The following is a 21,892-nucleotide window of genomic DNA, read 5'->3' as shown; positions in this document are numbered from 1 at the left end:
GAACCGACAGCCGTGGCCGGACGACGCCCCGAAATCAAGCCTCGGCCAGGGCGACGGCGCGAATCGGCGGCAGGTTGGACCTCAGTTCGCGGCTCACGGTGCTCGATGCCGCCACCGTGCCGAGATTGGCATAGGTTTCGTGGTTCTTCTCGATGGCTGAGAGATCGTAGAGGTAATTGACCATCAGCCCGCGCGACTGGCTCAGCCCCTTGGGCGAAACGTCGCCGAGGAAGTTCAGCCGCTCCAGCCGCGCGCCATTGCCGAGATGGAAGCGCGCCACCGGGTCGAGGGGCTTGCCGCGCTCGTTCTTCGCGCGGAGGAAATAGGCGGCGGCCGCCGGGATCAGGGCCTTCTTCACCGCATCGGCCCTGGCCTTGTCGGCGTGCCAGCCCGGCTCGTCGATGGCCCGCAACGCCTCGATATCGTCGCGCGTCAACCCCTGCGGCGAATCCGAGCGGCGCTCGCGGTCGAGCCAGGCGGAGAAGCCGGGCACCGGCGACAGGGTCACGAAGGTCTTGAGGCTCGGGATCTCGCGGGCGAGATCCTCAACCACCTGCTTGATCAGGAAATTGCCGAAGGTGATTCCAGCCAACCCCTTTTGACAGTTCGAGATCGAGTAGAAGATGGCCGTGGTGGCGGCACGCGTCGGAAGCAGCTCGCGCTCATGCGCCAGGATCGGCGCGATGGCCGGGGCAATGCCGCCGGTAAGCGCCACTTCGACGAAGATCAGCGGCTCGTCCTGCAGGGCCGGATGGAAGAAAGCGAAGCAGCGTCTGTCCGACGGCTCGATGCGCCGGCGCAGCTCGTCCCAGCCGGCGATCTCGTGCACGGCCTCGTAACGGATGATCTTCTCCAGGATATGGGCCGGCGTGGTCCAGTCGATATGGCGCAGAACCAGGAAGCCCCGGTTGAACCATGAGGCGAAGAGATGCTCGAAATCGCTGTCGAGACTGTCGACGGCGTCGATGAGGTCGTGATCCGCCTCGCTGCCCCGCAACTCCTTGCGCAGGGCGAACAGGTCCTCGCGCATCCGCACCAGAGCGAGGGTGCCGTTGCGGGCGAGGTTGAGGCGGCGGATGAGTTCCTGGCTGCGCGGCTCGGCCGCCACGTGCAGGACGCCGAGCGCGGCGCGGGTCGGGTCGCGGCGATAGGCGGCGATGGCATCGTCCACCGCTTCATGGTCGGCCCCGAACACGGTGGCAACGCCCTGGAGGAAGACGAGACGCTCGGGCTTTGCCAGGCTCGAATAGCGCTCCAGGATCAGGCGGGCGAGCGCCACGCCGGAGGCTTCGCCGCGCCTGGAGATCAGGTCTTCACAGAGCTTGATCAGCTCCTGCGCGTTGGCCCTCGCGGCGAGGTCGCCGCGACCGATGCCGATGAGATCACGACCACGGTCGCTGATGGTCTGAAGCAGGTCGCCGAAAAACGAAATCGCCGCCATGGCTCGCCGCCTGCCCCAAAAACCCTGTCACCCGGCTAGGGTGATGCCGGCCCCGCGGACCGCAGCCTTGCATGGCCGTCAGTCTATGATGCGGGGCGACCGAGGACCAGGGTCTTGAAAGCGGGTCCATGCCGCAGCCGCAGCCCGACCTGTGATCGAGACCATGGCTGTGGCATCGTCCTGCTCGAGACTATGCAAAGACGGATCAAGACGAGATTCCGTGTCTCAGGCTTGTGCGGCCTCGATGGCGACACGATCCGCCCGCTCGCGCCAATCCTCGACACCGTGCTGGCGCGCGAAACGAAGTTCCGCCGCACGCTGAGCACGACGCGGATCGCGCGCGCGAGAGATCTCGACCGATCCGATGGTGAACGGCACGCCGAGGATTTGCTTTGCGAAACTGACGCGGTAATTCGGCATTCCAAACTCCGTTGTCGACACGCGATGCTTGTCACCGGGACTTGGGACCGACTCGTCTCGACAGTCGAGACTGTGGCAGAACGACTTGGCTCCTGCCAAGTGGGACTCCACCGGAACGACGCACCAAGTCATTGTCCGGTAACAATTCGTATATGGGGATCGGTGCATCCGATGGAAGGTCGGGGCCCGCGTCGGCCGTCCGACGCGGCTGGGACCATTTCGCGCGGCCGCGGGTTGCCCCCGCGCGCCGCCACCCCTAACCGAGGGCACGGCTCTCCCGTCGCTCACGGACCCGCCCACCGAATGACGTACAATCCATCGCTTTTTCATCGACTTGGCGCGACGGGCGGCACCGTTCCGGTGCACGCCTGACCATGCAACCCGAGACCGCTTCCAGCCACGGCTTCACCGCCAAGGCGCGCTTCGGCCTGACCCTGATCGCCGGGGGCGCCGTCGCCAACATCTACTACAACCAGCCTCTCCTCGCGGTTCTGGTGAGCGAGTTCGGCGAGCGCGCCGCCCTCCTCGTTCCCACCGCTTGCCTCGTGGGCTACGGCCTCGGCATTCTCGGCCTCGTCCCGCTGGGCGATGCCTGGCCGAGGCGGACTCTGATCGTGGCGCAGTTACTCGGCCTGAGCGTGGCGCTCCTCGGCGCCGCCCTGGCAACGAACCTCGCCTTTCTGACGCTTGCCTGCCTCCTCATCGGATTCCTCTCCTCCGCGGCGCAGCAGGCGGTGCCCTTCGCCGCCGAACTCGCCCCGGATGAGAGTCGCGGCCGGATGGTCGGGCAGGTGATGACGGGCCTCCTCACCGGCATTCTCCTCGCCCGGACGGTGAGCGGCTTCGTCGGCGCGCATTTCGGCTGGCGTGCAGTGTTCTTCGCCGCCGCTGTCGTTGCCCTGGCCATCGCGTTCGTGGCAGCGACGACCCTCCCGAAGGTCAAGCAGACGAAGCCTCTGCGCTACCGCGCGCTGATGCTGTCGATCCTACATCTGGTGAAGACGCAGCCGATCCTGCGCAATGCCAGCCTCTCGCAGGGATTGTTGTTCGCCAGTTTCAACGCGTTCTGGGCGACCCTGGCCCTGCTGGTGGAAGCTCCGCCCTTCGATCTCACCGCTGCCGGGGCCGGCCTGTTCGGGGTGATCGGGGTCTGCGGCGCCTTCGTCGCCCCCCTCTCCGGACGCTACACCGACCGGAAGGGCGCCCGTCCGGTGGTCGTCACCGGTGGTGCGCTCGTCCTCGCGTCGTTCCTGGTTCTGTGGCTGGGAGGAGAGGTTTCGCTGGTAGCAGTCGCCATCGGCGTGCTCCTCATCGATATCGGCATCAACGGCGCGCTCATTGCCAACCAGACCCGGGCCTATGCCCTCGTCCCGGGCGCCAGGGGCCGGATCAACACCGTGCTGTTCACGGTGATGTTCGTGTTCGGTGCGCTGGGCGCCTTCGCCGGCTCGCAGGCCTTCCTCATGGCGGGGTGGCCCGGTGTCTGCGCGGTGGGCGCCCTCCTCTCGGGGGCGGGCCTTCTCGTGTCGATCGGCGACCGGTCGCGGTCGAAGCCCGCCTGATCAGGCGGGTTTGAGCACGCGGGACAGGCGGCACCATTCGCCCTTGTCCGCCGGCAGGCCGAAACGCAGCCATCGCGGGTTGGCCTCGAACCGGCGGACATAGATGCCCGCCTCGCCGAGGCGTCGGAACAGGCCCGGCGCATCGTCGAACTCGGCCGTGCGGAAAAGGCAGGTGCCGCCGACGACACGCCCTCCCCGACAGGCCAGAAGCCGGTCGAGACGCAATGAATCGGCATGGCGGGCAAGGGCGGCCTCGCGCAGCCAGGGCGTATCGGCCAAGGCCGTGCGGCCGATGGCGAGCGCCGGCCCCGGCACCGCCCAGGGTCCCAGCGCCTGCGCGATCCGCCGGGCGAGCAAAGATTCGGTGAGGGCGAAGCCGAGACGGATGCCGGCGAGGCCATAGGTCTTACCGAAGGAGCGCAGCACGATCAGCCCCGGCCCCACACGGGGCGCAACGGATTCGACCTCTTCGAGATCGATGAAGGCCTCGTCCACGACGAGCCACCCGCCGCGCCGTGCGAGGCGTCCCGCGAGATCGAGGAGGGCGGAGGCCTCCCAGGTCCGACCATCGGGATTGTTGGGGTTGACCACGACGACGACGTCCGCCTCCTCGGCCTGCGCCGGATCGGTCACCGTCGCGACTGCGTGGCCGCCCCGGAGCCAGGCAGCCTCGTGCTCGGCATAGGTCGGGCCGATGACGGCCACCCGCGAAGGGGGCCTCAGGCGAGGCAGCGTCTCGATGAGGATCTGCGTGCCGGGCGCCGCGACCAGATGGTCCGGATCGGCGACGCCATAGGCGCGGGCGGCGGCGGCGAGCAGAGCGTGGAGGTCGGCACGTGAAGGAAGCCGCCGGAACGTGCTGGCGTCCAACGGCGGACAAGGATACGGGACCGGATTGATCCCGGTGGAGAGGTCGATCCAGGGTTGTTCGGCGTGCGGGAACAGCGCCCCGGCGGCATCGAGATCGCCGCCATGGGCGATGGGCCGAATCCCCTCGCCCGCCTCCTCGCTTCCGCTCATCGGGCCTCCGTCGCGCTCCCGCCCACCAGCCTGGATCCCCTCCGCGAACCGATGACCTGGACCGCTCTCTTCCATCCGCCGGATACGCTCGTGGTGTTGGGCCTCGCCCTCGCCACCGAGGCGGCGGCCGGCTATCCGGACCGGCTCTACAGGGCGCTGGGCCATCCTGTCACCTGGATCGGCTGGGTGATCGCCCTGCTCGACCGGTCCCTCAATACCGGTAGCGAGGCGAGACGGCGCGCGGCCGGGATAGTCGGCCTTCTCGCCCTCCTGGCGGTCGTCGGGGCGGTATCGATCGCGGCGACGACTCTGGCCGCCGCGGCCGGTCACCTGCCTGCCCTGATCCTGCTCGGCCTCGTCTGCGCGTCCCTGCCGGCGCAGCGCAGCCTCCACGATCATGTCGGCCGTGTCTCTTCGGCGCTCCGCTCCGAGGGGCTGGCTGGCGGGCGGCGCGAAGTCGCGATGATCGTGGGGCGCAACCCGGAGAGCCTCGACGAAGCCGGCATCTGCCGCGCCGCCATCGAGAGCCTATCGGAAAACTTCTCTGACGGCATCGTGGCGCCCGCGTTCTGGATCGGGACCGGGGGCCTGCCGGGGGGCGCGCTCTACAAGGCGATCAACACTGCCGACAGCATGGTCGGCCATCGCACGCCCCGCCACGAATCCTACGGCTGGGCCTCGGCCCGCCTCGACGACCTCGTCAACCTCCCGGCCTCTCGGCTCTCGGCGGGGCTGATCGCGGCGGCCGCCCTCCTCCATCCCGGCGCCTCCGCGGCGGGTGCGTACCGGGCCGTCCGGCGCGATGCGGGCAAGCACCGCTCGCCCAATGCCGGCTGGCCCGAGGCCGCAATGGCGGGCGCGCTCGGCCTGAGGCTGGCGGGGCCGCGCATGTACGGCTCCGAGATCGTCGACGATTCCTGGATGGGCGACGGACGGGCGAAGGCGGGCCCTCATGATGTGGAGCGAGCGCTGGCCCTATATCGCATCGCCTGCGCGCTGCTTTTCGGATGTGTCGTCCTTGGCGCATCGATACTCAAAGTTATTTTTCCGTAATTCCGATCACCGACATTCGAAGGGGCACGCGGCAATGACACGGACTGGTCTTCTGGCGATGCTCCTCCTTCACGGACCCGCCGCGCCGGCCTTGGCAGCGGGGGGAGCCCAGCACGACCTCGTGCCCGTCGATCCGCCCTACACGATGACGTCCGGCCTGAAAGGCAAGGACGGCAAGCCCGCCAAGGACATCAGCGGCATTGCCTGCATGCCCCCACGGGAGGGCAAACGCCGGTGCCTCGTGGTCAACGACGAGAATACCGGCGCGCAATTCATCACCATCGACGGGCACACGATTACGCCCGGTGCCGATATCGACCTCGTCGGCGGCGGACCGAGCCCGAACACCCTGGGAACCCCGCCCTCGAAGAACGGATGCTCGGGCGGCGAGGGCAAGTTCGACGATCTCGACGGCGAAGGCGTCGCCTATGCCGCCCCGTATTTCTACGTGGTCGGTTCGCATGGCTGCTCGCGCGGCAAGGCGAAGTTCAAGCTCTCCACCTTCGTGCTGGCGCGCATCAGGGTCGACGCGGCCGGCGAGCCGGTGGGACCGAATGCGGTCGAGACCACCTACCGCCTCGGTGACGCCCTCGGCCTGGCAGAGACTGTCAGCGCCTACTACACGCAGGATCTCCAGACCGATGACGGCGACGCGACGCCCAACGGCCTCAATATCGAGGGCGTCGCCGTCGATGGAACGCGCCTGTTCGCCGGGTTGCGTGCGCCGTCCCATGACGGCAAGACCTTCATCGTCGAGGTGGATGTCGGGGCTCTCTTCGCCCAGGGGCACGAGCCGCTCAAGGCTGCCCCTCAGGTGATCCCCCTCACGGTCGGGCGTGGGGCCGGGATCCGCGATCTCGCCATCCTGCCCGACGGGCGGCTCCTCGTCCTCACCGGGCCGGCTCAGGGGCAGACCGACGTGCCCTACAGCCTGTTCGCGGCCGGAGCCTCCACCAACGCGAAGCTCGAGCCGATCGGCCATCTCACCGGGGCGGAAAAGGGCGCCAAGGCGGAGGGCGTCGCGGTGCTGGGCGACAAGCGAATCCTGGTGATGTTCGACAGCGTCAAGGATGGCGGACCGCTCGAATACAAGCTCCCCTGACAGCCTTTGTCGTTCAGGCGGCGTGTGGGGCGACGACCCGCGCGGCGACGCTGCGGCGGACGGCGTCCCGGCGGAGGGCGGACACAACCACGACTATCGAGCTCGCCCCATAGGCGAGTTTGAGCGCGGGCCCAGGCAGCACCACGGTGGGCAGCCAGGAGCTCAGCCCCGTCTCACGAGTGATGCGCGTCTGCCTCCGGCGGCGACGGCATCATGGGCTGCTTCCTCACGGCTCGCTCCTAGCGCGGAAGCTCGATCGGTCGAGCCTATGCTGAGGAACTGCTAGCGCGCCAAGGCGAACAGTCGGTCGCAATCGACATGCGCCTCGACATGGCGCGCGAGGGCATCGAGGACACGTTCGACCTCGCCCTCGTAGGAATGACCGTCGGAGGCCGCTCCCAGGCGCGCGAGCCAGGCGGCCCGCTGCCGGTCGTCGGCGAAGAGGCCGTGAACGTAAGTGCCGCAGACCCGCCCGTCGCCAGAGACCGACCCGTCCACCCGTCCGTCGGCGAAGCGCAGAAGCGGCGTCACGGTGTCCACACCGGCCGTGTCGCCCACATGCATCTCGTAGCCGCTGAACGGCAGGTCGTCGGCGAGGCTCCGCCCGCTCACCGCCTCGAGGCGCTTCAACGGGGTCATCACCGTATCGACCTCCAGCAGGCCGAGCCCGGCGACACTGCGCGGCTCGCCCTCGATCCCGTGCGGATCGCTCAAGGTGCGGCCGAGCATCTGGTAGCCGCCGCAGAGGCCGAGCACGTGGCCGCCCCGGCGCAGATGCGCGCGGATGTCGATGTCCCATCCCTCGCGACGGAGGGCGTCGAGATCGTCGATCGTGGTCTTCGAGCCCGGCAGCAGGACGAGGGCGACGTCGCCCGGAATCGCCTCGCCGGACCGGACCAGCACGACCTCCACCTCCGGCTCCGCCCGTAGCGGATCGAGGTCGTCGAAATTGGCGATGCGAGGGAGAACCGGCACCGCGACGCGAATGCGCGTCCGGCCGGAGGAGGCGGAACCGGCGAGCCCCAGCGCATCCTCGGCGGGCAGGCGCGCGGCCCCTGGGAAATGCGGCACGAGGCCGAGGGCGGGCCAGCCGGTGGCCGTGGCGACGATCTCCATGCCGTCGGCGAACAGGCTCGGGTCGCCGCGAAAGCGGTTGACGAGGAAGCCCACGATCATCGCCGCATCCTCGGGCGCGATCACCGCCTTGGTGCCGACGAGGCTGGCGATGACGCCGCCCCGGTCGATGTCGCCGAGCAGGATCACGGGCGTGTCGGTGGCCCGCGCAAAGCCCATATTGGCGATGTCGCCCCGTCGCAGGTTGACCTCGGAGGCCGAGCCGGCCCCCTCGACGATGACGAGATCGGCCTGGCCCTTCAGGTGATCGAAGCTCTCCAGCACGGAGGCCAGGAGGCGCGGCTTCCAGGCCTGGTAATCTCGCGCCTTCGCGGTGCCGACCATCCGGCCCTGCACCACCACCTGCGAGCCGGTCTCGCTCTGGGGCTTCAGCAGGACCGGGTTCATGTGGATGGAAGGCGCCACCCCGCAGGCCCGCGCCTGCAGCGCCTGGGCCCGGCCGATCTCGCCGCCATCGGCGGTAACGGCCGCGTTGTTGGACATGTTCTGCGGCTTGAACGGTCGCACGGCGAGGCCGCGCCGCGTGAAGGCGCGGCACAGGCCGGCCACGATCAGCGACTTACCGACATCCGAGCCGGTGCCCTGGATCATGAAGGCGCGGGCAGTCATGCGATCGGGTCTCGTCCGGTGTGCCGAGGGGCGTTGGCGTGCCCTAGCACGGCCGCGTCAGGGCCGCGACGGCGGGCCGGCGACGCAGGCGGGATCGAGAGGCCGCGCGGCCCGGCGGAAATCGAGGATGGCGGAGGCGTAGGTCTCGACGACCTCCGAGAACGGCACCCGCTCGGCCGTGAACAGCACGGCGCGATGACTGAACAGCCGGTCCGGAATCGCGAGCGGCGCGCAGGCGGGATCGGGCGGGGCCGCCTGGTCCCAACCGGGCGGCAGAGGCTGCCAGAGACGGTCCGCCCCTATGGTCTGGCGGGTGGTGCCCAGCGCCTGGACCGCCCTGCCAAAGGGCGTGTCGGTCGTCTCCAGCAGGCGGTTCATATCCGGGTTCAGCCGCTCCGGCACATACCAATTGTCCGCCTCCGACAGGACGTGAACGCCGCAGGCGAGCCGGACCCGGCGATATTTCAGGACAGTTTCGGGTCCGGCGGCGAGGCGGCGGCGCGTCTCTTCCGAGGCGGGCTTGTCCACATCGCGCAGGAGGGTCGCCGTGAGCCGCGGGTCCGTCGCCATGCCGTGCTCGGAGCACCAGCCTTCGAGGGTCGCGGTGGCGCTGCGGCTCGCCAGGAGCCGCGCATTGAGCCCCTCCATCACCGCCAGCGCCTCGACCCGGCCGAGATAGGTGTCCGGCCAGGATGTGACGGATTGGGCGGACGCCGCCGACATGGTGGCGAAAAGACCGAGCGAGAAGAAGGCCGTCCGCATCAGAATTCGATCCCCTCCTGCGCCTTCACGCCGGCCGAGAAATGGTGCTTCACGCTGCCCATCTCGGTGACGAGGTCGGCGGCCTGGATGAGGGCCGGCTTGGCGTTGCGGCCGGTGACGATGACGTGGAGGTCGGGCCGGCGCGCCCGGAAAGCCGCCACCACGGCGTCGATGGGCAGATAATCGTAGCGCAGGGCGATGTTGAGTTCGTCGAGGAGGACGAGGCGGATGGTCGGGTCGGCCATCAGCTCCTCGGCCTTGGCCCAGGCATGCTCGGCCGCCGCGATGTCGCGGGCCTTGTCCTGCGTCTCCCAGGTGAAGCCCTCGCCGAGCGTATGCCATTCGATCCGGTCGCCGAAAGCCTTCAGCGCGTGCTTCTCGCCCGTATCCCACCCCCCCTTGATGAACTGGACCACGCCGACCCGCCAGCCATGGCCGAGCGCCCGCAGGACGAGGCCGAGCCCGGCCGTGGTCTTGCCCTTGCCAGGGCCGGTATTGACGATGAGCAGGCCCTTCTCGATCGTCTTGGCCGCGACCTCGGCGTCCTGGACGGCCTTGCGCTTCTCCATCTTCTCACGGTGCCGTTCGGCCTCCGGGTCGCTCGTGTCTGAAACGCTCATGCGCTCGCTCCGGGTTGGGGTTTCACGATCATCGGCAGTCCCGCCACCATGAACACCACATGGTCGGCCCGCGCGGCGAGGCGCTGGTGCAGGCGCCCGGCCACGTCACGGAAGCGGCGCGCGAGCGCGTTGTCCGGCACGATGCCGAGACCGACCTCGTTGCCGACGAGCACCACCGGCCCCGGCGCGCGGCCGCAGGCCTCGATCAGGGCAGCGCTCGCCGCCTCGATATCGGCCTCGGACAGGATCAGGTTGGTCAGCCACAGGGTCAGGCAATCGACGAGCACCGGCCCTGTCGCCGCAGCGACGGCCTCGGCCAGGTCGATCGGCACGTCCCGGGTGATCCAATCCGCCGAGCGGCGCGACCGGTGAAGGGCGACGCGCTCCCGCATCTCGTCGTCCCAGGCCTGCGCGGTGGCGAGGTAGAGCCACGGCGCGGGGCAGGCTTCGATCAGGCGCTCCGCGTGCAGGCTCTTGCCCGAGCGCGCGCCACCGAGGACCAGTGTCATTCTTGGAGAAGGCTGCCGCATGGCTCCCTTTAGCGCGAAACCGCCCTGCCCCGTCAAAGCCGGTAAAACGCTTTGGCGGCGCGTTGTCAGCGGTCGCGCGAGCGCGTAGAAGCGAGGTTCGGACGGTGCCCCGGCGACGGGGTGAAAAGGGAATGCGGTGAGGGCTCGCGCCTGAAACCGCAGCTGCCCCCGCAACTGTGAGCGGAGACGGGCCTGCCATCGGCCACCGGAGCGATCCGGGAAGGCGGCAGGACCGGATGACCCGCGAGCCAGGAGACCTGCCTTCCGAAGGGGACATTGTCCTCCCGCTCTATCCTCGAACGCCGCCGGCGGGGCGGCCGGAGACCTGACACGATGACCACGAACACCCTCGTCCTCACCGGCACCCGCAGCAACGAGCGTCTCGGCGCGGTGCTCATGGCCGCTTTCCTCGGCCTCGGGCTCGTCTTCATGGCCGGCTTCGCCCCGGCGATGGCGCTGCACAACGCGGCCCACGATTTCCGGCACGCCCAGAATTTCCCCTGCCACTGACCGCCTCGCGCTCAGCCAGGACCTGATTTCATGATGATCCGACTCGTGTCGGCGGCCCTGGTCGCCGGCTTTCTGGCGGCTGTCGTCGCCACGGGCTTGCAGCTCGCCCTCACCTCGCCGCTGATCATCGCGGCCGAGCGTTACGAGAGCGGCGAAGCCACGGCGCCGGCCGCGCTATGGATGCCGCGCAGCGCCTCCCCGGCCTCCCTCATCGTGCCCGTCCATTCGGGCCACGACCATGGCGGCAAGGACCATGGCGGCAAGACGGACGGTGTCGAAGGCGGCGAGGTCGCTCCGGCCTGGCAGCCCGGCCCTGGCCTTCCCCGGATGGTCTTCACCGCCCTCGCGACCCTGGTCGGCGGCGTCGGCTACGCCCTGTTACTGGGCGCGGCTCTCATTGCCTGTGGGCGCGAGCCGAGCCCTGAAACCGGCCTGCGATTCGCCATCGCGGGGTTCCTCGCCGTGGCCCTCGCCCCGGCCCTCGGCCTGCCGCCGGAACTGCCCGGCATGGAGGCGGCCCCGCTCGCCGAACGCCAGTTCTGGTGGATCATGACCGCGGCCGCCACCGCCATGGGGCTCTACCTCATCGCGATCCGCCGCTCCTCCATCGCCATTGCTGGAGGGCTCGTGCTTCTCGTCGCGCCGCATCTAGCCGGAGCGCCGGAGACGAGCCACACCGCCTCCGCCCTTCCCCCGGGCTACGCGGCCCAATTCGCCGCTCGGTCGCTGGGCATCGCCTTCGTGTTCTGGGCGGTGATCGGCCTCGCCTTCGGCTGGGCCTGGAACAGCGTCGGGCGCAAGAGCCCGGCGACGTCGCATGCCTGACGAGGACATCCAGGCCGGCAGCCCGGTCGTACTCTACGTCTGCGCCACCTGTCGCACGGCCGGCGACACGTCCGAGCCCCGCGCCGGGGCCCGCCTCGTCTCGGCGCTGCGCGATGCGGTGACGGAAGCCGCCATCGAGGGCATCGCGGTCGAGAGCGTGGAGTGCCTGTCGGTCTGCAAGCGCCCCTGCACCGTCGCCGTGGCTTCCGAAGGCCGCTGGACCTACGTCTACGGGGATCTCGACCCGGTCGAATCCGCCAGAACCATCCTCGCGGGCATCGGCCTGTACGCGGAGACGCCCGACGGCATCGTGCCCTGGAAGGCGCGGCCGGAAGCGTTCCGCAAAGGCGTCGTCGCCCGCATTCCCCCGTTTCCTCCGCACCGCGCGGACAGAATTCCGGACGCCGCCGAATGAGCATCGTCGAGAAGATCCCCTGCACCATCGTCACCGGCTTCCTCGGAGCCGGGAAGACGACCCTCGTCCGTCACCTCGTGGAGAATGCCGGCGGTCGTCGGCTCGCCATCATCGTCAACGAGTTCGGCGATATCGGCTTCGACGGATCGTTCCTGGCCGCCTGCGGCATCGAGGGTTGCCAGGACGAGGACATCGTGGAACTCGCCAATGGCTGCATCTGCTGCACCGTGGCGGACGATTTCGTCCCGGCCCTGAACAAGCTCCTCGACCGCGCCGACCCGCCGGAGCACATCCTCATCGAGACGTCCGGTCTCGCTCTGCCGAAGCCCCTGGTCCAGGCTTTCCACTGGCCGGCGATCCGCTCGCGGGTGACAGTGGACGGGGTGATCGCGGTGATCGATGGTCCGGCCGTGGCGGCCGGCTTCTTCGCCGACGATCCAGAGGCTCTCGCCGCCCAGCGCGCCGACGATGCCAGCGTCGATCACGACAACCCGCTGGAAGAGGTGTTCGAGGACCAGCTCCTCTGCGCCGACCTCGTGGTGATGAACAAGGCCGACCTCCTCGACGACGCCGGCAAGGCCAAGGTCCGCGCCGAGGTGGAGCGCCAGCTGCCGCGCGCGGTGAAGATGGTCGAGGCCGAGCATGGCCGCCTCGATCCGCGCGTGATCCTCGGTCTCGGTGCCGCCGCCGAGGACGATCTCGACGCCCGCCCCTCGCATCACGGCGAGGGCGAGGACCACGATCACGACGATTTCGCCTCCGTGGCCATTGCCGTGCCTGCCACGGCGAGCGCCGAGGATCTGGCCTCCCGCGTCGCCCGCGCCACCGAGACCAGCGGCGTCCTGCGGATCAAGGGCTTCGCCGAGGTCACCGGCAAGCCGATGCGCCTCGTGGTCCAGGGCGTCGGTGCCCGTATCGCCCATCATTACGACCGCCCCTGGCGGGCGAGCGAGAACCGCGACGGCCGGCTCGTGGTCATCGGGCTGAAGGGTTTCGACCAGGGGGCGGTGGCAGCCGCCCTGGCGGGGTGAGCGCGTTGACCGCCCGACGGATCCTGGCTCACGGGTGCCGCGGCCTCGTGGCCGCGTCCGGCCTGGCGGCTCTCGCGGCGATAGCTGGCTGCTCGGATTCACGCCCACCCAAACCGGAGTTTCAGGCCTCGGACAGCCGGACGATGGCACGCCTCGCTCCGGTCGCCCGCCCGCTCGCCCAGACGAGCGATGCGAAGCTCGCCTATACCCACGACCTGACCATCGGATTACCGCCCCAGCGGGTGAACGCGCATTTCGAGGCGGCGCGCGACCGCTGCTTGAACGAGGCGGCCCTGAAATGTGTCCTCGTCGCTGCGTCCATCGACGATGGCCGCAGGCCTGCGGGCCGTCCGCAGGCGCAGGTCCAGGTCCGACTGCCGCATGAATCCGTCGCGCCCTTCATGGCCTTCGTCACGGCGCCCCTCCCCGGCGAGGCGGCGGGTGACGTCGTACTCCGGAGCCAGTCGACACGTGCCGACGATCTGACGGACGCCATCGAGGATGGCGGCCGGCGCTTGGCCCAACTCACCGCCTATCGCGCCCGGCTCGACGCGATCGCTGCACGGCCCGACCCGCGCGTGGAGGATCTGATCCGCATCGCGCAGGAATTGGCGCAGGTTCAGTCGCAGATCGAGGAAGCCGATGCCAAGCAGCGCGGCCTGAACCAGCGCGTGGACACCGAGCTCGTCTCCATCGCCCTACGCTCCGACGAGGCGCGCGCCGGGCCCCTCGCCCCCGTGGAGGAAGCCTGGGCCCAGGCGGGCCAGACCTTCGGCATGAGCGCGGGATCGGCCTTGCGCTTCGTCGTCGCCGGCCTGCCATGGTTACCGCTGGTGCTGATCGGCGTGCTTCTCCTTCGCGCGCTGTGGCGTCGGCGCGGCCGCCGAAGCGCCATGACCGAGCGGACGTCCTCCAGGGCACAGCCATGACGGCGCGCCGCCCATGCATCTGATCCGAATCGACACGGTCTCCCTCGACGAGGGCGAAGCCGCCATCGATCTGGGCCAGGCGCCCGGCGACATCGTGTTCCTGTCCTTCACCGATTCCGACCTCTCCGGCATGGCAGGTGCGCATGCGGCTGAGCGGGAGGCGGCGGCACGGGATTCGTCGGCAGCTGACGTCCCGACACTTCGGCTCGCCAAACTGGCGCGGCTGCGCCATCCGATGTCCGTCGATCTCTACGTGGACAACGTGATCGCGCGGTCGAAATTCGTGGTCATCCGCTGCCTCGGTGGCCTCGATTACTGGCGCTACGGCATTGAGCGCGCCGCCGCCGCGGCTCGCGCGAACGGCGTGAAGCTCGCCGTGATTCCGGGCTGCGACAAGCCCGATCCCCGCCTCACCGCCTTCTCGACGGTGGCTCCCGAACTGGTGGAGACACTCGAGGGCTATTGCCGCGCGGGCGGGTCCGACAACCTGCGCCGGATGATCCGGCGCCTCTCCCGCGAGATCGGGAACGCGGTCGAAGCGCTGCCGCCGGTCGCCCTGCCGCGCGGCTTCGCCTGGTGTCCGGGTTGCGGACCGGTCGCACACGAGACCGCGCTGGCCGCAGCCGGGCAGAACCGCCCCCTCGCCCTGATCCTGGTCTATCGCTCGGCCGTGCTCGGCGGCGACACCCGGCCCGTGGCCGACCTCATCGCGGCCCTCGGTGAGCGCGGCATCGGAGCCGCCACTCTCGCGGTCGCAAGCCTCAAGGACGCGCTCGCCCTCGATGCCGTGCGGGAGGCTCTGGCCGCGCGCAGCCCGGACATCGTCATCGCGGCGACGGCCTTCTCCGCGCGGGAGGATGCCGGCTTCGTCCTCGATGGCGCCGACACGCCCATCCTCCAGGCCTACACGATCGGGGCCTCACGGGAGGCCTGGGAAGCCTCGGCACGGGGGATGAACGCCGCCGACCTCGCCATGCAGGTGGCGCTTCCCGAATTCGACGGACGGCTCTCCGGTTTCCCGATTTCGTTCAAGGAGGACGGGCCGGAACTCGATGGGTTCAGCGAGCGCCGCGCCGTGTCCTTCCCGGCTGGAATCGCGGCCTTGGCCGACCGCGCCTCCGCCTGGGTGGCGCTGAAGCATCGGCCGCGTGCAGCGCGTCGCCTCGCCCTGGTCCTGTCCGACTACCCTGCCAGAGGCGGCCGGGCCGGCTTCGCCGTGGGGCTCGACACGCCAGCGAGCGCAGGAATCATCGCGGAAACGCTGCGGCGTGTCGGCTATTCGGTGGGCGACCTGCCGGAGCCGGACGCTCTGATGCGCGCGCTCACGAAGGAGGCTCCGACCTTCGCGGTGCCGTTCGCGGCCTATCGCGACTGGCTCTCCACGCTGTCACCGGACGAGAGGGACACGCTCAATCGACGGTGGGGCAAGCCGGAAGCCGACCCGGTCTGCATCGACGGGGCGTTCCGCTTCCCGATGGTCGTGGCCACTACTGCTTCCCCCCCACGACCTCATCCTGAGGTGCCGGAGCGCAGCGCCGGCCTCGAAGGAGGCTTCCAGCTGCCTCAGAGAGATCTGGAAGCCTCCTTCGAGGCCGCTGATGCGGCACCTCAGGATGAGGTCATTGGTTGGACGAGAGGACGCCTCGCCGTCTTCCTTCAGCCCGACCGTGGCCGGGCGGCGGATCGCAAGGCCGGCTATCACGACCCCGACGAGCCGCCGACCCATGCTTATCTCGCCTTCCATCTCGGATTGCGGGAAGGGTTCGACGCCCTGATCCATCTCGGCACCCACGGCACCACCGAATGGCTGCCGGGCAAGGCGGTGGCCTTGTCGCCGGCCTGCTGGCCGGCGCGGGCGATTGGGCATCTGCCCGTGATCTACCCCTTCATCGTCGACGATCCCGGCGAGGCGGCCCCCGTGAAACGCCGGCTCGGCGGCATCGCCCTTGGCCACCTCACGCCCCAGACCGAATGCGCCGGCCTGACCCCGGAGGCCGCACGGCTGCGTGAACTCGTGGAGGAATATTCCTCGGCCAGCGTGCTCGATCCGCGACGGGCAGACATCATCGCCCGCGCAATCCTCGACGATGCGGCCGATGCCGGCCTTCTCTCGGGCGCCGGGATCGACGCCGACACTCCCATGGCCGACGCGCTCACCGCCCTCGACGCGCATCTGTGCGATCTCGGCGAGGTGACCACCCGCGACGGGCTCCACGTTTTCGGATCGGCACCGGACGACGCGCCGGACCCTGTGAAAGCCTGCGCGGCCGCCGAGCGCGAGGGACTGCTGGCGGCCCTCGACGGACGCTTCGTTCCCCCAGGCCCCGCCGGTTCGCCCTCTCGCGGGCGGACCGACGTGATGCCCACGGGGCGCAACCTCACCACGCTGGATCCGCGCAGCCTGCCGACGCGGGCCGCCACGCTGCTCGGCTCGAAAGCCGCCGATGCGGTGGTCCGGCGCTACCTGCAGGACGAGGGCGACTACCCGGCCCGCATCGTCATGGATCTCTGGGCCTCTCCGACCCTTCGCACCGGCGGCGAGGACGTGGCGCATGCTCTCGCGCTCATGGGCGTGCGCCCGACCTGGGACCATGCCTCGACCCGCGTCACCGGATTCGAGGTGATGCCGCTCGCCCTCCTCGACCGGCCGCGCATCGACGTGACCCTGCGTGTCTCGGGCGCGTTCCGCGACACCTTTCCCGAAACCCTCTCCCTCCTCGCCCGCGCGGCATCTGCCGTCGCCGAACGCGACGAGGAGGACGACGAGAACCCCCTTGCCGCCGCGCGCCGCCGGGGCGAGGCTCCCGCCCGTGTCTACGGCGCAGCACCCGGCCGCTACGGCGCCGGTGCCGGCGAACTCGCCCTCGACGGACAATGGCAGAGCCGCGACGATCTCGGCCAAGCCTATCTCGACGCCACCTCGCATGCCTATGGCGGGACCGAGGACATGGCCGATGCGGGCTTCGCCACCCGCGTCGCGCAGGCGGACGCTTATGTCCACGCCTTCGATGTCGCCGAACGGGACCTCCTCGACGGCGACGCCGCGGCCGATGCCATGGGAGGGTTCTCGGCCGCCGCCGCGCTCGGCGGGCGCGCTCCCGCACTCTACAGCCTCGACGTGGCCGACCCGGAAAAGCCCAAGGCGCGCACCGCCCGCGAGGATGCGGCGCGCCTCATCCGCGCCAAGCTCGCGAACCCGCGCTGGATCGCGGCGCAGCTACGCCACGGCTATCGCGGTGCCCAGGAACTGGCACAGGGGATCGACGCGGTCTTTGTCCTCGCCGCCGCCACGGACGCCATCTCGGACGCCGATCTCGACCGGCTCTACGGGGCGATGATCGCCGATCTCGATACGTTCGATGCCCTGCGCGCGGCCAATCCCGATGCCGCCCGCGCCATCCTCGAACGGTTCGACGAAGCGCGCCGGCGCGGCCTCTGGACCACGCGCCGCAACGCCATGGCGGCCGACGAGCTGATGCCGGAGGCGGCCGAATGAGCGCGCCGCGCCGCGTCTCTCCGGAGCCTGCACGCCGGGGCTGGTGCCCGAGCCTCGCCCGGCCGATGCCGACGGGGGACGGGCTGCTTGCCCGCGTACATCCACCACGGGGCATCCTTACGCCGGCGCAGGCGCGGGCGGTGGCGGAAGGCGCGCGCCGCTTCGGCAACGGCCATATCGACGTGACGGCGCGGGCGAACCTGCAGGTCCGGGGCGTCACCGAGGCAACCCGCTGCGGCCTCGCGGAGGCCCTCGGCGCGGCCGCGCTCGACGATGTGCGTAGCGACGGCGGGCCACAGCGGCTCACCCTGACCGCGCCGCTTGCCGGCCTCGAAGCGACGGCCATTGACATTCCGACCCTGGCCGGGGCGATCGAGGCCATCGGGTTGGCGATCCCGGGCCTGCCGCCCAAGGCGCTGGTCGCCGTCGAGGCGGCGGAGTGCGGCGCCTGCCTCGGCGGGGCCCAGCCGGATTGCCATCTCGTCGCCACGGCGGAGGGCCTGGTGTTGCAACTCGCAGGCGACGCGGCTTGGTGGCATGTTCCGGCCGACGACGTGCTGGCTGTCCTCGACGCCACCTTGCGCCGGCTCGCCGGGAGCGGTCAGCGCCGGATGCGGGATCTATCCTCTTTGGACAGGAGCGGCCTGGCGCTTGGCCTCGGCCTGCGCTCCGCAACGCCTCCTCCCGGCGCATCGCTGCCGCGTCCTGGCCTACTTGCCCTGAACTCACATCTTCCCATCGCTCGCGGGCAGCACGAATCCGCCCCGAGCGAAGCTTCGCCCGTCGGCATCCTGCTCGACGCGCCCTTCGGCCGCTGCACGGCGGACGCCCTGGATTCCCTCGCCGATGCAACCGAAATTCTGGGGACGGAGCCCCTGCGGCTCTCGCCCACGAGGGGATTTCTTCTCGTTGCCCCCAACGCGGCGGCGGCGGAGGCGGTGCGACCCATCCTCGCGGCGGCAGGCTTCTTGACGGAGCCGGACGATCCGAGGCGGGCGGTTGCCGCCTGTCCGGGAGCGCCGGCCTGCGCTTCCGGCTCGACGACGACGCTTATCGACGCGGCACGGCTGGCCGACGCCTTCGAGGCCTTCTCGGCGCGAGGCCTATCGGCCCATGTGTCCGGCTGCGCCAAGGGCTGTGCCCATCCTGCCGCCGCCTCGCTCACCCTGGTCGGACGCAATGGCCTCTATGGCATCGTCCTCGACGGCCGGCCCGATGCATTGCCGGCGACCCTCCTCACTTTCGACGCGGCGCTGGAGCGCGTAAGGAGGGCCGATCCAGCCTATCCCGACACCCTCGCCCACGCTTTCAGGACACCGACATGAGTTCGCGCCTCGACTATCTGCGCGACGGACAGGCGATCTACGCCCGCTCCTTCGCCATGATCCGCGCCGAGGCCGACCTCGCCCGCTTCTCCGGCACCGCCGAACGCGTCGTCGTGCGGATGATCCATGCATGCGGCATGACCGACCTGCCCAAGGACGTGGAAGCCTCCGAGGATTTCGCCGCCAGCGGCGAGGCCGCGCTCAAAGCCGGAGCACCGATCCTGTGCGATGTGCGCATGGTGGCCGACGGTGTCACCCGCTCGCGCCTTCCCGCCGACAACCGGGTGATCTGCACCCTGACCGACCCTCGCGTGCCCGGCCTCGCCGCCGAGATGAACACGACCCGCACGGCCGCCGCCATGGAACTCTGGCGCGAGCATCTTCCCGGCAGCATCGTCGCCGTCGGCAACGCGCCGACCGCCTTGTTCCGGCTGCTCGAACTGCTCGATGAAGGCGTTGCCCCGCCGGCGGCGGTCATCGGTATCCCCGTCGGCTTCGTGGGTGCCGCCGAATCGAAGGAGGCCCTCGCCCGCGACGGTCGGGTGCCCTTCATCGTCGTTCATGGAAGGCGCGGCGGCAGCGCCATGACCGCCTCCGCGATCAACGCCCTCGCCAACGAGATCGAGTGATGGATTCGAGCGAGCGGCTTCCCCCCGCCGAGCCGGCGGACGTCACCGAGATCCCGCGACAGGTCACCACCGGCACGCTCTACGGCGTCGGGATGGGGCCGGGCGACCCGGATTATCTCACCGTGCGCGCCATGAAGCTCCTGGCCGAGGCGCCGGTCCTGGTGCATTTCTGCAAGAAGGGCCGGCGCGGTAATTCCCGCACCATCGCCGACGCGGTGATGCGCGACCCGGCCCGCGAGATGCCGCTGGTCTATCCCTACACCACCGAGCTTCCGCCCGAGCATGGCGAGTACGTCTCCGCCCTCGCGTCTTTCTACGACGATGCGGCGACGCGGATCGCCGACCATCTCGGGGCCGGGCGCGACGTCGCGATCCTGTCGGAGGGCGACCCGTTCTTCTACGGCTCGTTCATGCATCTGTGGCGGCGCCTGAAGGACCGTTTCCCGGTGGAGGTGGTGCCCGGCGTCACCGGCATGTCCGGCTGCTGGACCAGGGCCGGAACGCCGATCACCTGGGGCGACGACGTACTGACCATTCTACCGGCGACGCTGGGCCATGACGCCCTGGTGGAGCGCCTGCGCATCACCGACGCCGCCGTCATCATGAAGCTCGGCCGCCACCTGCCGAAGGTGCGCCGTGCTTTGGCCGAGACCGGCCTCCTCGACCGCGCGGTCTATGTGGAACGCGGCACCATGGCCGGCGAGAAAGTGATCGCGCTGGCCGAGAAGCCGGACGACGACGCCCCCTACTTCTCGATGGTCCTGGTCCCCGGCGAGGGGCGCCGCCCGTGACCGGCTCCGTCACGGTCGTCGGCCTCGGGCCGGGCGATCCGCGTCTCCTCACCCAGGCGGCGAGCGAGGCCCTGGCGCAGGCGCAGGACCTCATCGGCTACATCCCCTACGTCGCCCGCGTGCCCGATCGTCCGGGGCTGACGAAACACGCCACCGATAACCGCGTCGAGATCGACCGGGCCGGCCATGCGCTCCGGCTCGCCGCTTCCGGCCGCCGGGTCGCGGTGGTGTCCGGCGGCGATCCGGGGGTCTTCGCCATGGCGGCGGCGATCTTCGAAGCGGTGGAGACCGGCGACCCGGCCTGGCGTCACCTCGCCATCACCGTCGAGCCCGGTATCACGGCGATGCTGGCAGCCGCCGCCCGCCTCGGCGCGCCCCTCGGCGGCGATTTCTGCGCGATGTCGCTGTCCGACAACCTCAAGCCCTGGGAGGTCATCACCGCGCGGCTCGAGGCGGTGCTGCGGGCCGATTTCGTGATTTCGCTCTACAACCCGATCTCGTCGGCCCGGCCCTGGCAGCTCGGGGCCGCGCTCGGTCTGGCGGCCGAGCACCGCGCACCGGAGACGCCGGTCATCTTCGCCCGCGCGGTCTCCCGCCCGGACGAGGCGATCCGGATCCTCACCCTGGCGCAGGCTCGGGAGACCAAGGCGGATATGGCGACGATGGTCATTATCGGCGCTTCCGGCACCCGGCTGATCCCACGCGGTGACGCGACGCCCTTCGTCTACACCCCGCGCAGCGTGCCTGCGTGAGGGCGGGACGCAGCAGCGTGGCTCCCCCAACTCCCCAACCAATCCACCTCATCCTGAGGTGCCGCAGCGAAGCGAAGGCCTCGAAGGAGCCCTCCAGTCAGCACTGCGAGAACTGGAGGCCTCCTTCGAGGCCCGCTTCGCGGGCACCTCAGGATGAGGGTCAGGGTTGGGCTTCAGTGGTTCAGGCGCTCCCGCAGCCACGCCAACGCGCCCTCGGCATCCGGGACGCTGTCGACATCCGGCTTATCGGGCGGGCGTACGATCACCACTGGCACGTCGAGCGCGCGGGCGGCGGCAATCTTGCCGTAGGTGGCGGGGCCGCCGGAATTCTTAGTGACCAGAATGTCGATCCGCCGGTCGGCGAGGAAGGCGGCTTCGGCCACCTCGTCGAAGGGACCGCGTGCGGCGATCTCGGTGAGACGCGGCACCGGCAGGGCATCGCCGATGGGCTCAATGGCGCGGACGACGTAATCGTGCTGTGGAGCAGTCGCGAAGGCACCGACTTCGAGGCGGCCGATCGTCAGGAACACGCGCCGGGGCGTCTCGCCGAGGGTGAGTGCGGCCTCCGCCATGGTCTCGACCTCGGTCCAGCGATCCCCCGGAATGCGCTCCCAGGCCGGGCGGCGGATGGCGAGGAGCGCCACACCGGTCCGCTCGCAGGCGAGCGCCGCGTTGCGGCCGATCCGCGCCGCGAACGGATGCGTGGCGTCGATTACCGCCTCTATCCGGTTCTCGGCGATCCACGCGGCCAGGCCCTCAGAACCGCCGAAACCGCCGATGCGGGTGGGGACCGGTTCGCGCTTCGGCGCGCTGGTACGGCCGGCGAGCGACAGGGTCGCATCGATCCTCGGATCGAGTCCCTTCACCAGAGCGCTCGCCTCGGTGGTGCCGCCGAGGATCAGAACTCGCATCGTCGTTTATTCGCCCGCCATGGTT

21 protein-coding genes and 1 riboswitch are annotated in these 21,892 nt (G+C 70.1%); of the genes, 13 read left to right on the top strand and 8 right to left on the bottom strand.

Annotation, left to right across the window (positions count from 1 at the left end; all coding sequences use genetic code 11):
* Positions 1-34: 34 nt before the first annotated feature.
* Together ACYQR9_RS08220 and ACYQR9_RS08215 are read right to left on the bottom strand one after the other, a co-directional pair.
* Positions 35-1,441: a malonyl-CoA decarboxylase gene (locus ACYQR9_RS08220; protein WP_056431929.1), complete on the bottom strand. Its 1,407-nt coding sequence runs from the start codon at positions 1,439-1,441 to the stop codon at positions 35-37.
* 225 nt (positions 1,442-1,666) lie between these two features.
* Positions 1,667-1,861 (bottom strand): hypothetical protein, encoded by a 195-nt coding sequence (locus ACYQR9_RS08215; RefSeq protein ID WP_056431926.1) that lies wholly within the window; start codon positions 1,859-1,861, stop codon positions 1,667-1,669.
* 374 nt (positions 1,862-2,235) lie between these two features.
* Here ACYQR9_RS08215 and ACYQR9_RS08210 point away from each other — a divergent pair, with 374 nt between their 5' ends.
* On the top strand, positions 2,236-3,423 hold the full coding sequence (locus ACYQR9_RS08210) for an MFS transporter (RefSeq protein WP_461229296.1): 1,188 nt from the start codon (positions 2,236-2,238) through the stop codon (positions 3,421-3,423).
* Here the strand turns inward: ACYQR9_RS08210 and cobD are convergent, their stop codons facing one another.
* On the bottom strand, positions 3,424-4,443 hold the full coding sequence (gene cobD, locus ACYQR9_RS08205) for a threonine-phosphate decarboxylase CobD (RefSeq protein WP_461229295.1): 1,020 nt from the start codon (positions 4,441-4,443) through the stop codon (positions 3,424-3,426).
* A gap of 51 nt (positions 4,444-4,494) precedes the next feature.
* Between cobD and cbiB the strand changes: the two genes are divergently transcribed.
* Both cbiB and ACYQR9_RS08195 read left to right on the top strand, forming a co-directional pair.
* Complete coding sequence (gene cbiB, locus ACYQR9_RS08200) at positions 4,495-5,496, top strand: adenosylcobinamide-phosphate synthase CbiB (protein WP_461229294.1); 1,002 nt, start codon at positions 4,495-4,497, stop codon at positions 5,494-5,496.
* A 34-nt stretch (positions 5,497-5,530) separates the two neighbouring features.
* Entirely contained in the window at positions 5,531-6,598 is a 1,068-nt protein-coding gene (locus tag ACYQR9_RS08195) for a DUF3616 domain-containing protein (RefSeq protein WP_461229293.1), read from the top strand.
* 282 nt (positions 6,599-6,880) lie between these two features.
* Here the strand turns inward: ACYQR9_RS08195 and ACYQR9_RS08190 are convergent, their stop codons facing one another.
* The 4 genes from ACYQR9_RS08190 to cobU are packed head-to-tail and all read right to left on the bottom strand — an operon-like array spanning position 6,881 to position 10,232.
* Positions 6,881-8,341, bottom strand: a complete 1,461-nt coding sequence (locus tag ACYQR9_RS08190; RefSeq protein WP_461229292.1) for a cobyric acid synthase — start codon at positions 8,339-8,341, stop codon at positions 6,881-6,883.
* Between the two features lie 57 nt (positions 8,342-8,398).
* A complete protein-coding gene (locus ACYQR9_RS08185; RefSeq protein WP_461229291.1) occupies positions 8,399-9,103 on the bottom strand; it encodes a hypothetical protein in 705 nt (234 codons plus the stop codon).
* Entirely contained in the window at positions 9,103-9,723 is a 621-nt protein-coding gene (cobO, locus tag ACYQR9_RS08180) for a cob(I)yrinic acid a,c-diamide adenosyltransferase (RefSeq protein ID WP_311274218.1), read from the bottom strand. Before cobO ends, ACYQR9_RS08185 begins: the two co-directional genes overlap by 1 nt.
* The gene (gene cobU / locus ACYQR9_RS08175; RefSeq protein ID WP_461229290.1) at positions 9,720-10,232 is read right to left on the bottom strand and encodes a bifunctional adenosylcobinamide kinase/adenosylcobinamide-phosphate guanylyltransferase; all 513 of its coding nucleotides are present in this window, start codon (positions 10,230-10,232) and stop codon (positions 9,720-9,722) included. The genes cobO and cobU overlap by 4 nt, the downstream gene beginning before the upstream one ends.
* A gap of 106 nt (positions 10,233-10,338) precedes the next feature.
* A riboswitch (cobalamin riboswitch) is annotated at positions 10,339-10,532 on the top strand.
* 54 nt (positions 10,533-10,586) lie between these two features.
* Here cobU and ACYQR9_RS08170 point away from each other — a divergent pair.
* The 10 genes from ACYQR9_RS08170 to cobJ all read left to right on the top strand — a co-directional run bounded on the left by ACYQR9_RS08170 (position 10,587) and on the right by cobJ (position 20,956).
* On the top strand, positions 10,587-10,763 hold the full coding sequence (locus tag ACYQR9_RS08170; protein WP_018045261.1) for a CbtB domain-containing protein: 177 nt from the start codon (positions 10,587-10,589) through the stop codon (positions 10,761-10,763).
* Between the two features lie 30 nt (positions 10,764-10,793).
* The gene (locus ACYQR9_RS08165; protein ID WP_461229289.1) at positions 10,794-11,588 is read left to right on the top strand and encodes a CbtA family protein; all 795 of its coding nucleotides are present in this window, start codon (positions 10,794-10,796) and stop codon (positions 11,586-11,588) included.
* Entirely contained in the window at positions 11,581-12,003 is a 423-nt protein-coding gene (locus tag ACYQR9_RS08160) for a DUF1636 family protein (RefSeq protein ID WP_461229288.1), read from the top strand. Before ACYQR9_RS08165 ends, ACYQR9_RS08160 begins: the two co-directional genes overlap by 8 nt.
* Entirely contained in the window at positions 12,000-13,034 is a 1,035-nt protein-coding gene (gene cobW, locus ACYQR9_RS08155; RefSeq protein ID WP_461229287.1) for a cobalamin biosynthesis protein CobW, read from the top strand. Before ACYQR9_RS08160 ends, cobW begins: the two co-directional genes overlap by 4 nt.
* Positions 13,035-13,177: 143 nt before the next feature.
* Positions 13,178-13,963 carry a DUF4349 domain-containing protein gene (locus ACYQR9_RS08150; protein WP_461229286.1) on the top strand — a complete coding sequence of 262 codons (786 nt, stop codon included), beginning with the start codon at positions 13,178-13,180 and terminating at the stop codon, positions 13,961-13,963.
* A gap of 13 nt (positions 13,964-13,976) precedes the next feature.
* Positions 13,977-17,459 (top strand): cobaltochelatase subunit CobN, encoded by a 3,483-nt coding sequence (gene cobN, locus ACYQR9_RS08145; protein WP_461229285.1) that lies wholly within the window; start codon positions 13,977-13,979, stop codon positions 17,457-17,459.
* Positions 17,456-18,784: a precorrin-3B synthase gene (cobG, locus tag ACYQR9_RS08140; protein ID WP_461229284.1), complete on the top strand. Its 1,329-nt coding sequence runs from the start codon at positions 17,456-17,458 to the stop codon at positions 18,782-18,784. The genes cobN and cobG overlap by 4 nt, the downstream gene beginning before the upstream one ends.
* Positions 18,781-19,413: a precorrin-8X methylmutase gene (locus ACYQR9_RS08135; RefSeq protein ID WP_056254407.1), complete on the top strand. Its 633-nt coding sequence runs from the start codon at positions 18,781-18,783 to the stop codon at positions 19,411-19,413. The genes cobG and ACYQR9_RS08135 overlap by 4 nt, the downstream gene beginning before the upstream one ends.
* Positions 19,413-20,204: a precorrin-2 C(20)-methyltransferase gene (locus ACYQR9_RS08130; protein WP_056161521.1), complete on the top strand. Its 792-nt coding sequence runs from the start codon at positions 19,413-19,415 to the stop codon at positions 20,202-20,204. The genes ACYQR9_RS08135 and ACYQR9_RS08130 overlap by 1 nt, the downstream gene beginning before the upstream one ends.
* Positions 20,201-20,956: a precorrin-3B C(17)-methyltransferase gene (gene cobJ, locus ACYQR9_RS08125; protein ID WP_461221056.1), complete on the top strand. Its 756-nt coding sequence runs from the start codon at positions 20,201-20,203 to the stop codon at positions 20,954-20,956. Before ACYQR9_RS08130 ends, cobJ begins: the two co-directional genes overlap by 4 nt.
* A 173-nt stretch (positions 20,957-21,129) precedes the next feature.
* Here the strand turns inward: cobJ and ACYQR9_RS08120 are convergent, their stop codons facing one another.
* Positions 21,130-21,867, bottom strand: a complete 738-nt coding sequence (locus tag ACYQR9_RS08120; RefSeq protein ID WP_461229283.1) for a cobalt-precorrin-6A reductase — start codon at positions 21,865-21,867, stop codon at positions 21,130-21,132.
* Between the last annotated feature and the right edge of the window lie 25 nt (positions 21,868-21,892).

The organism is Methylobacterium sp. CM6241, assembly GCF_054817845.1.
This window is presented reverse-complemented; position numbering and strand designations above follow the sequence as displayed.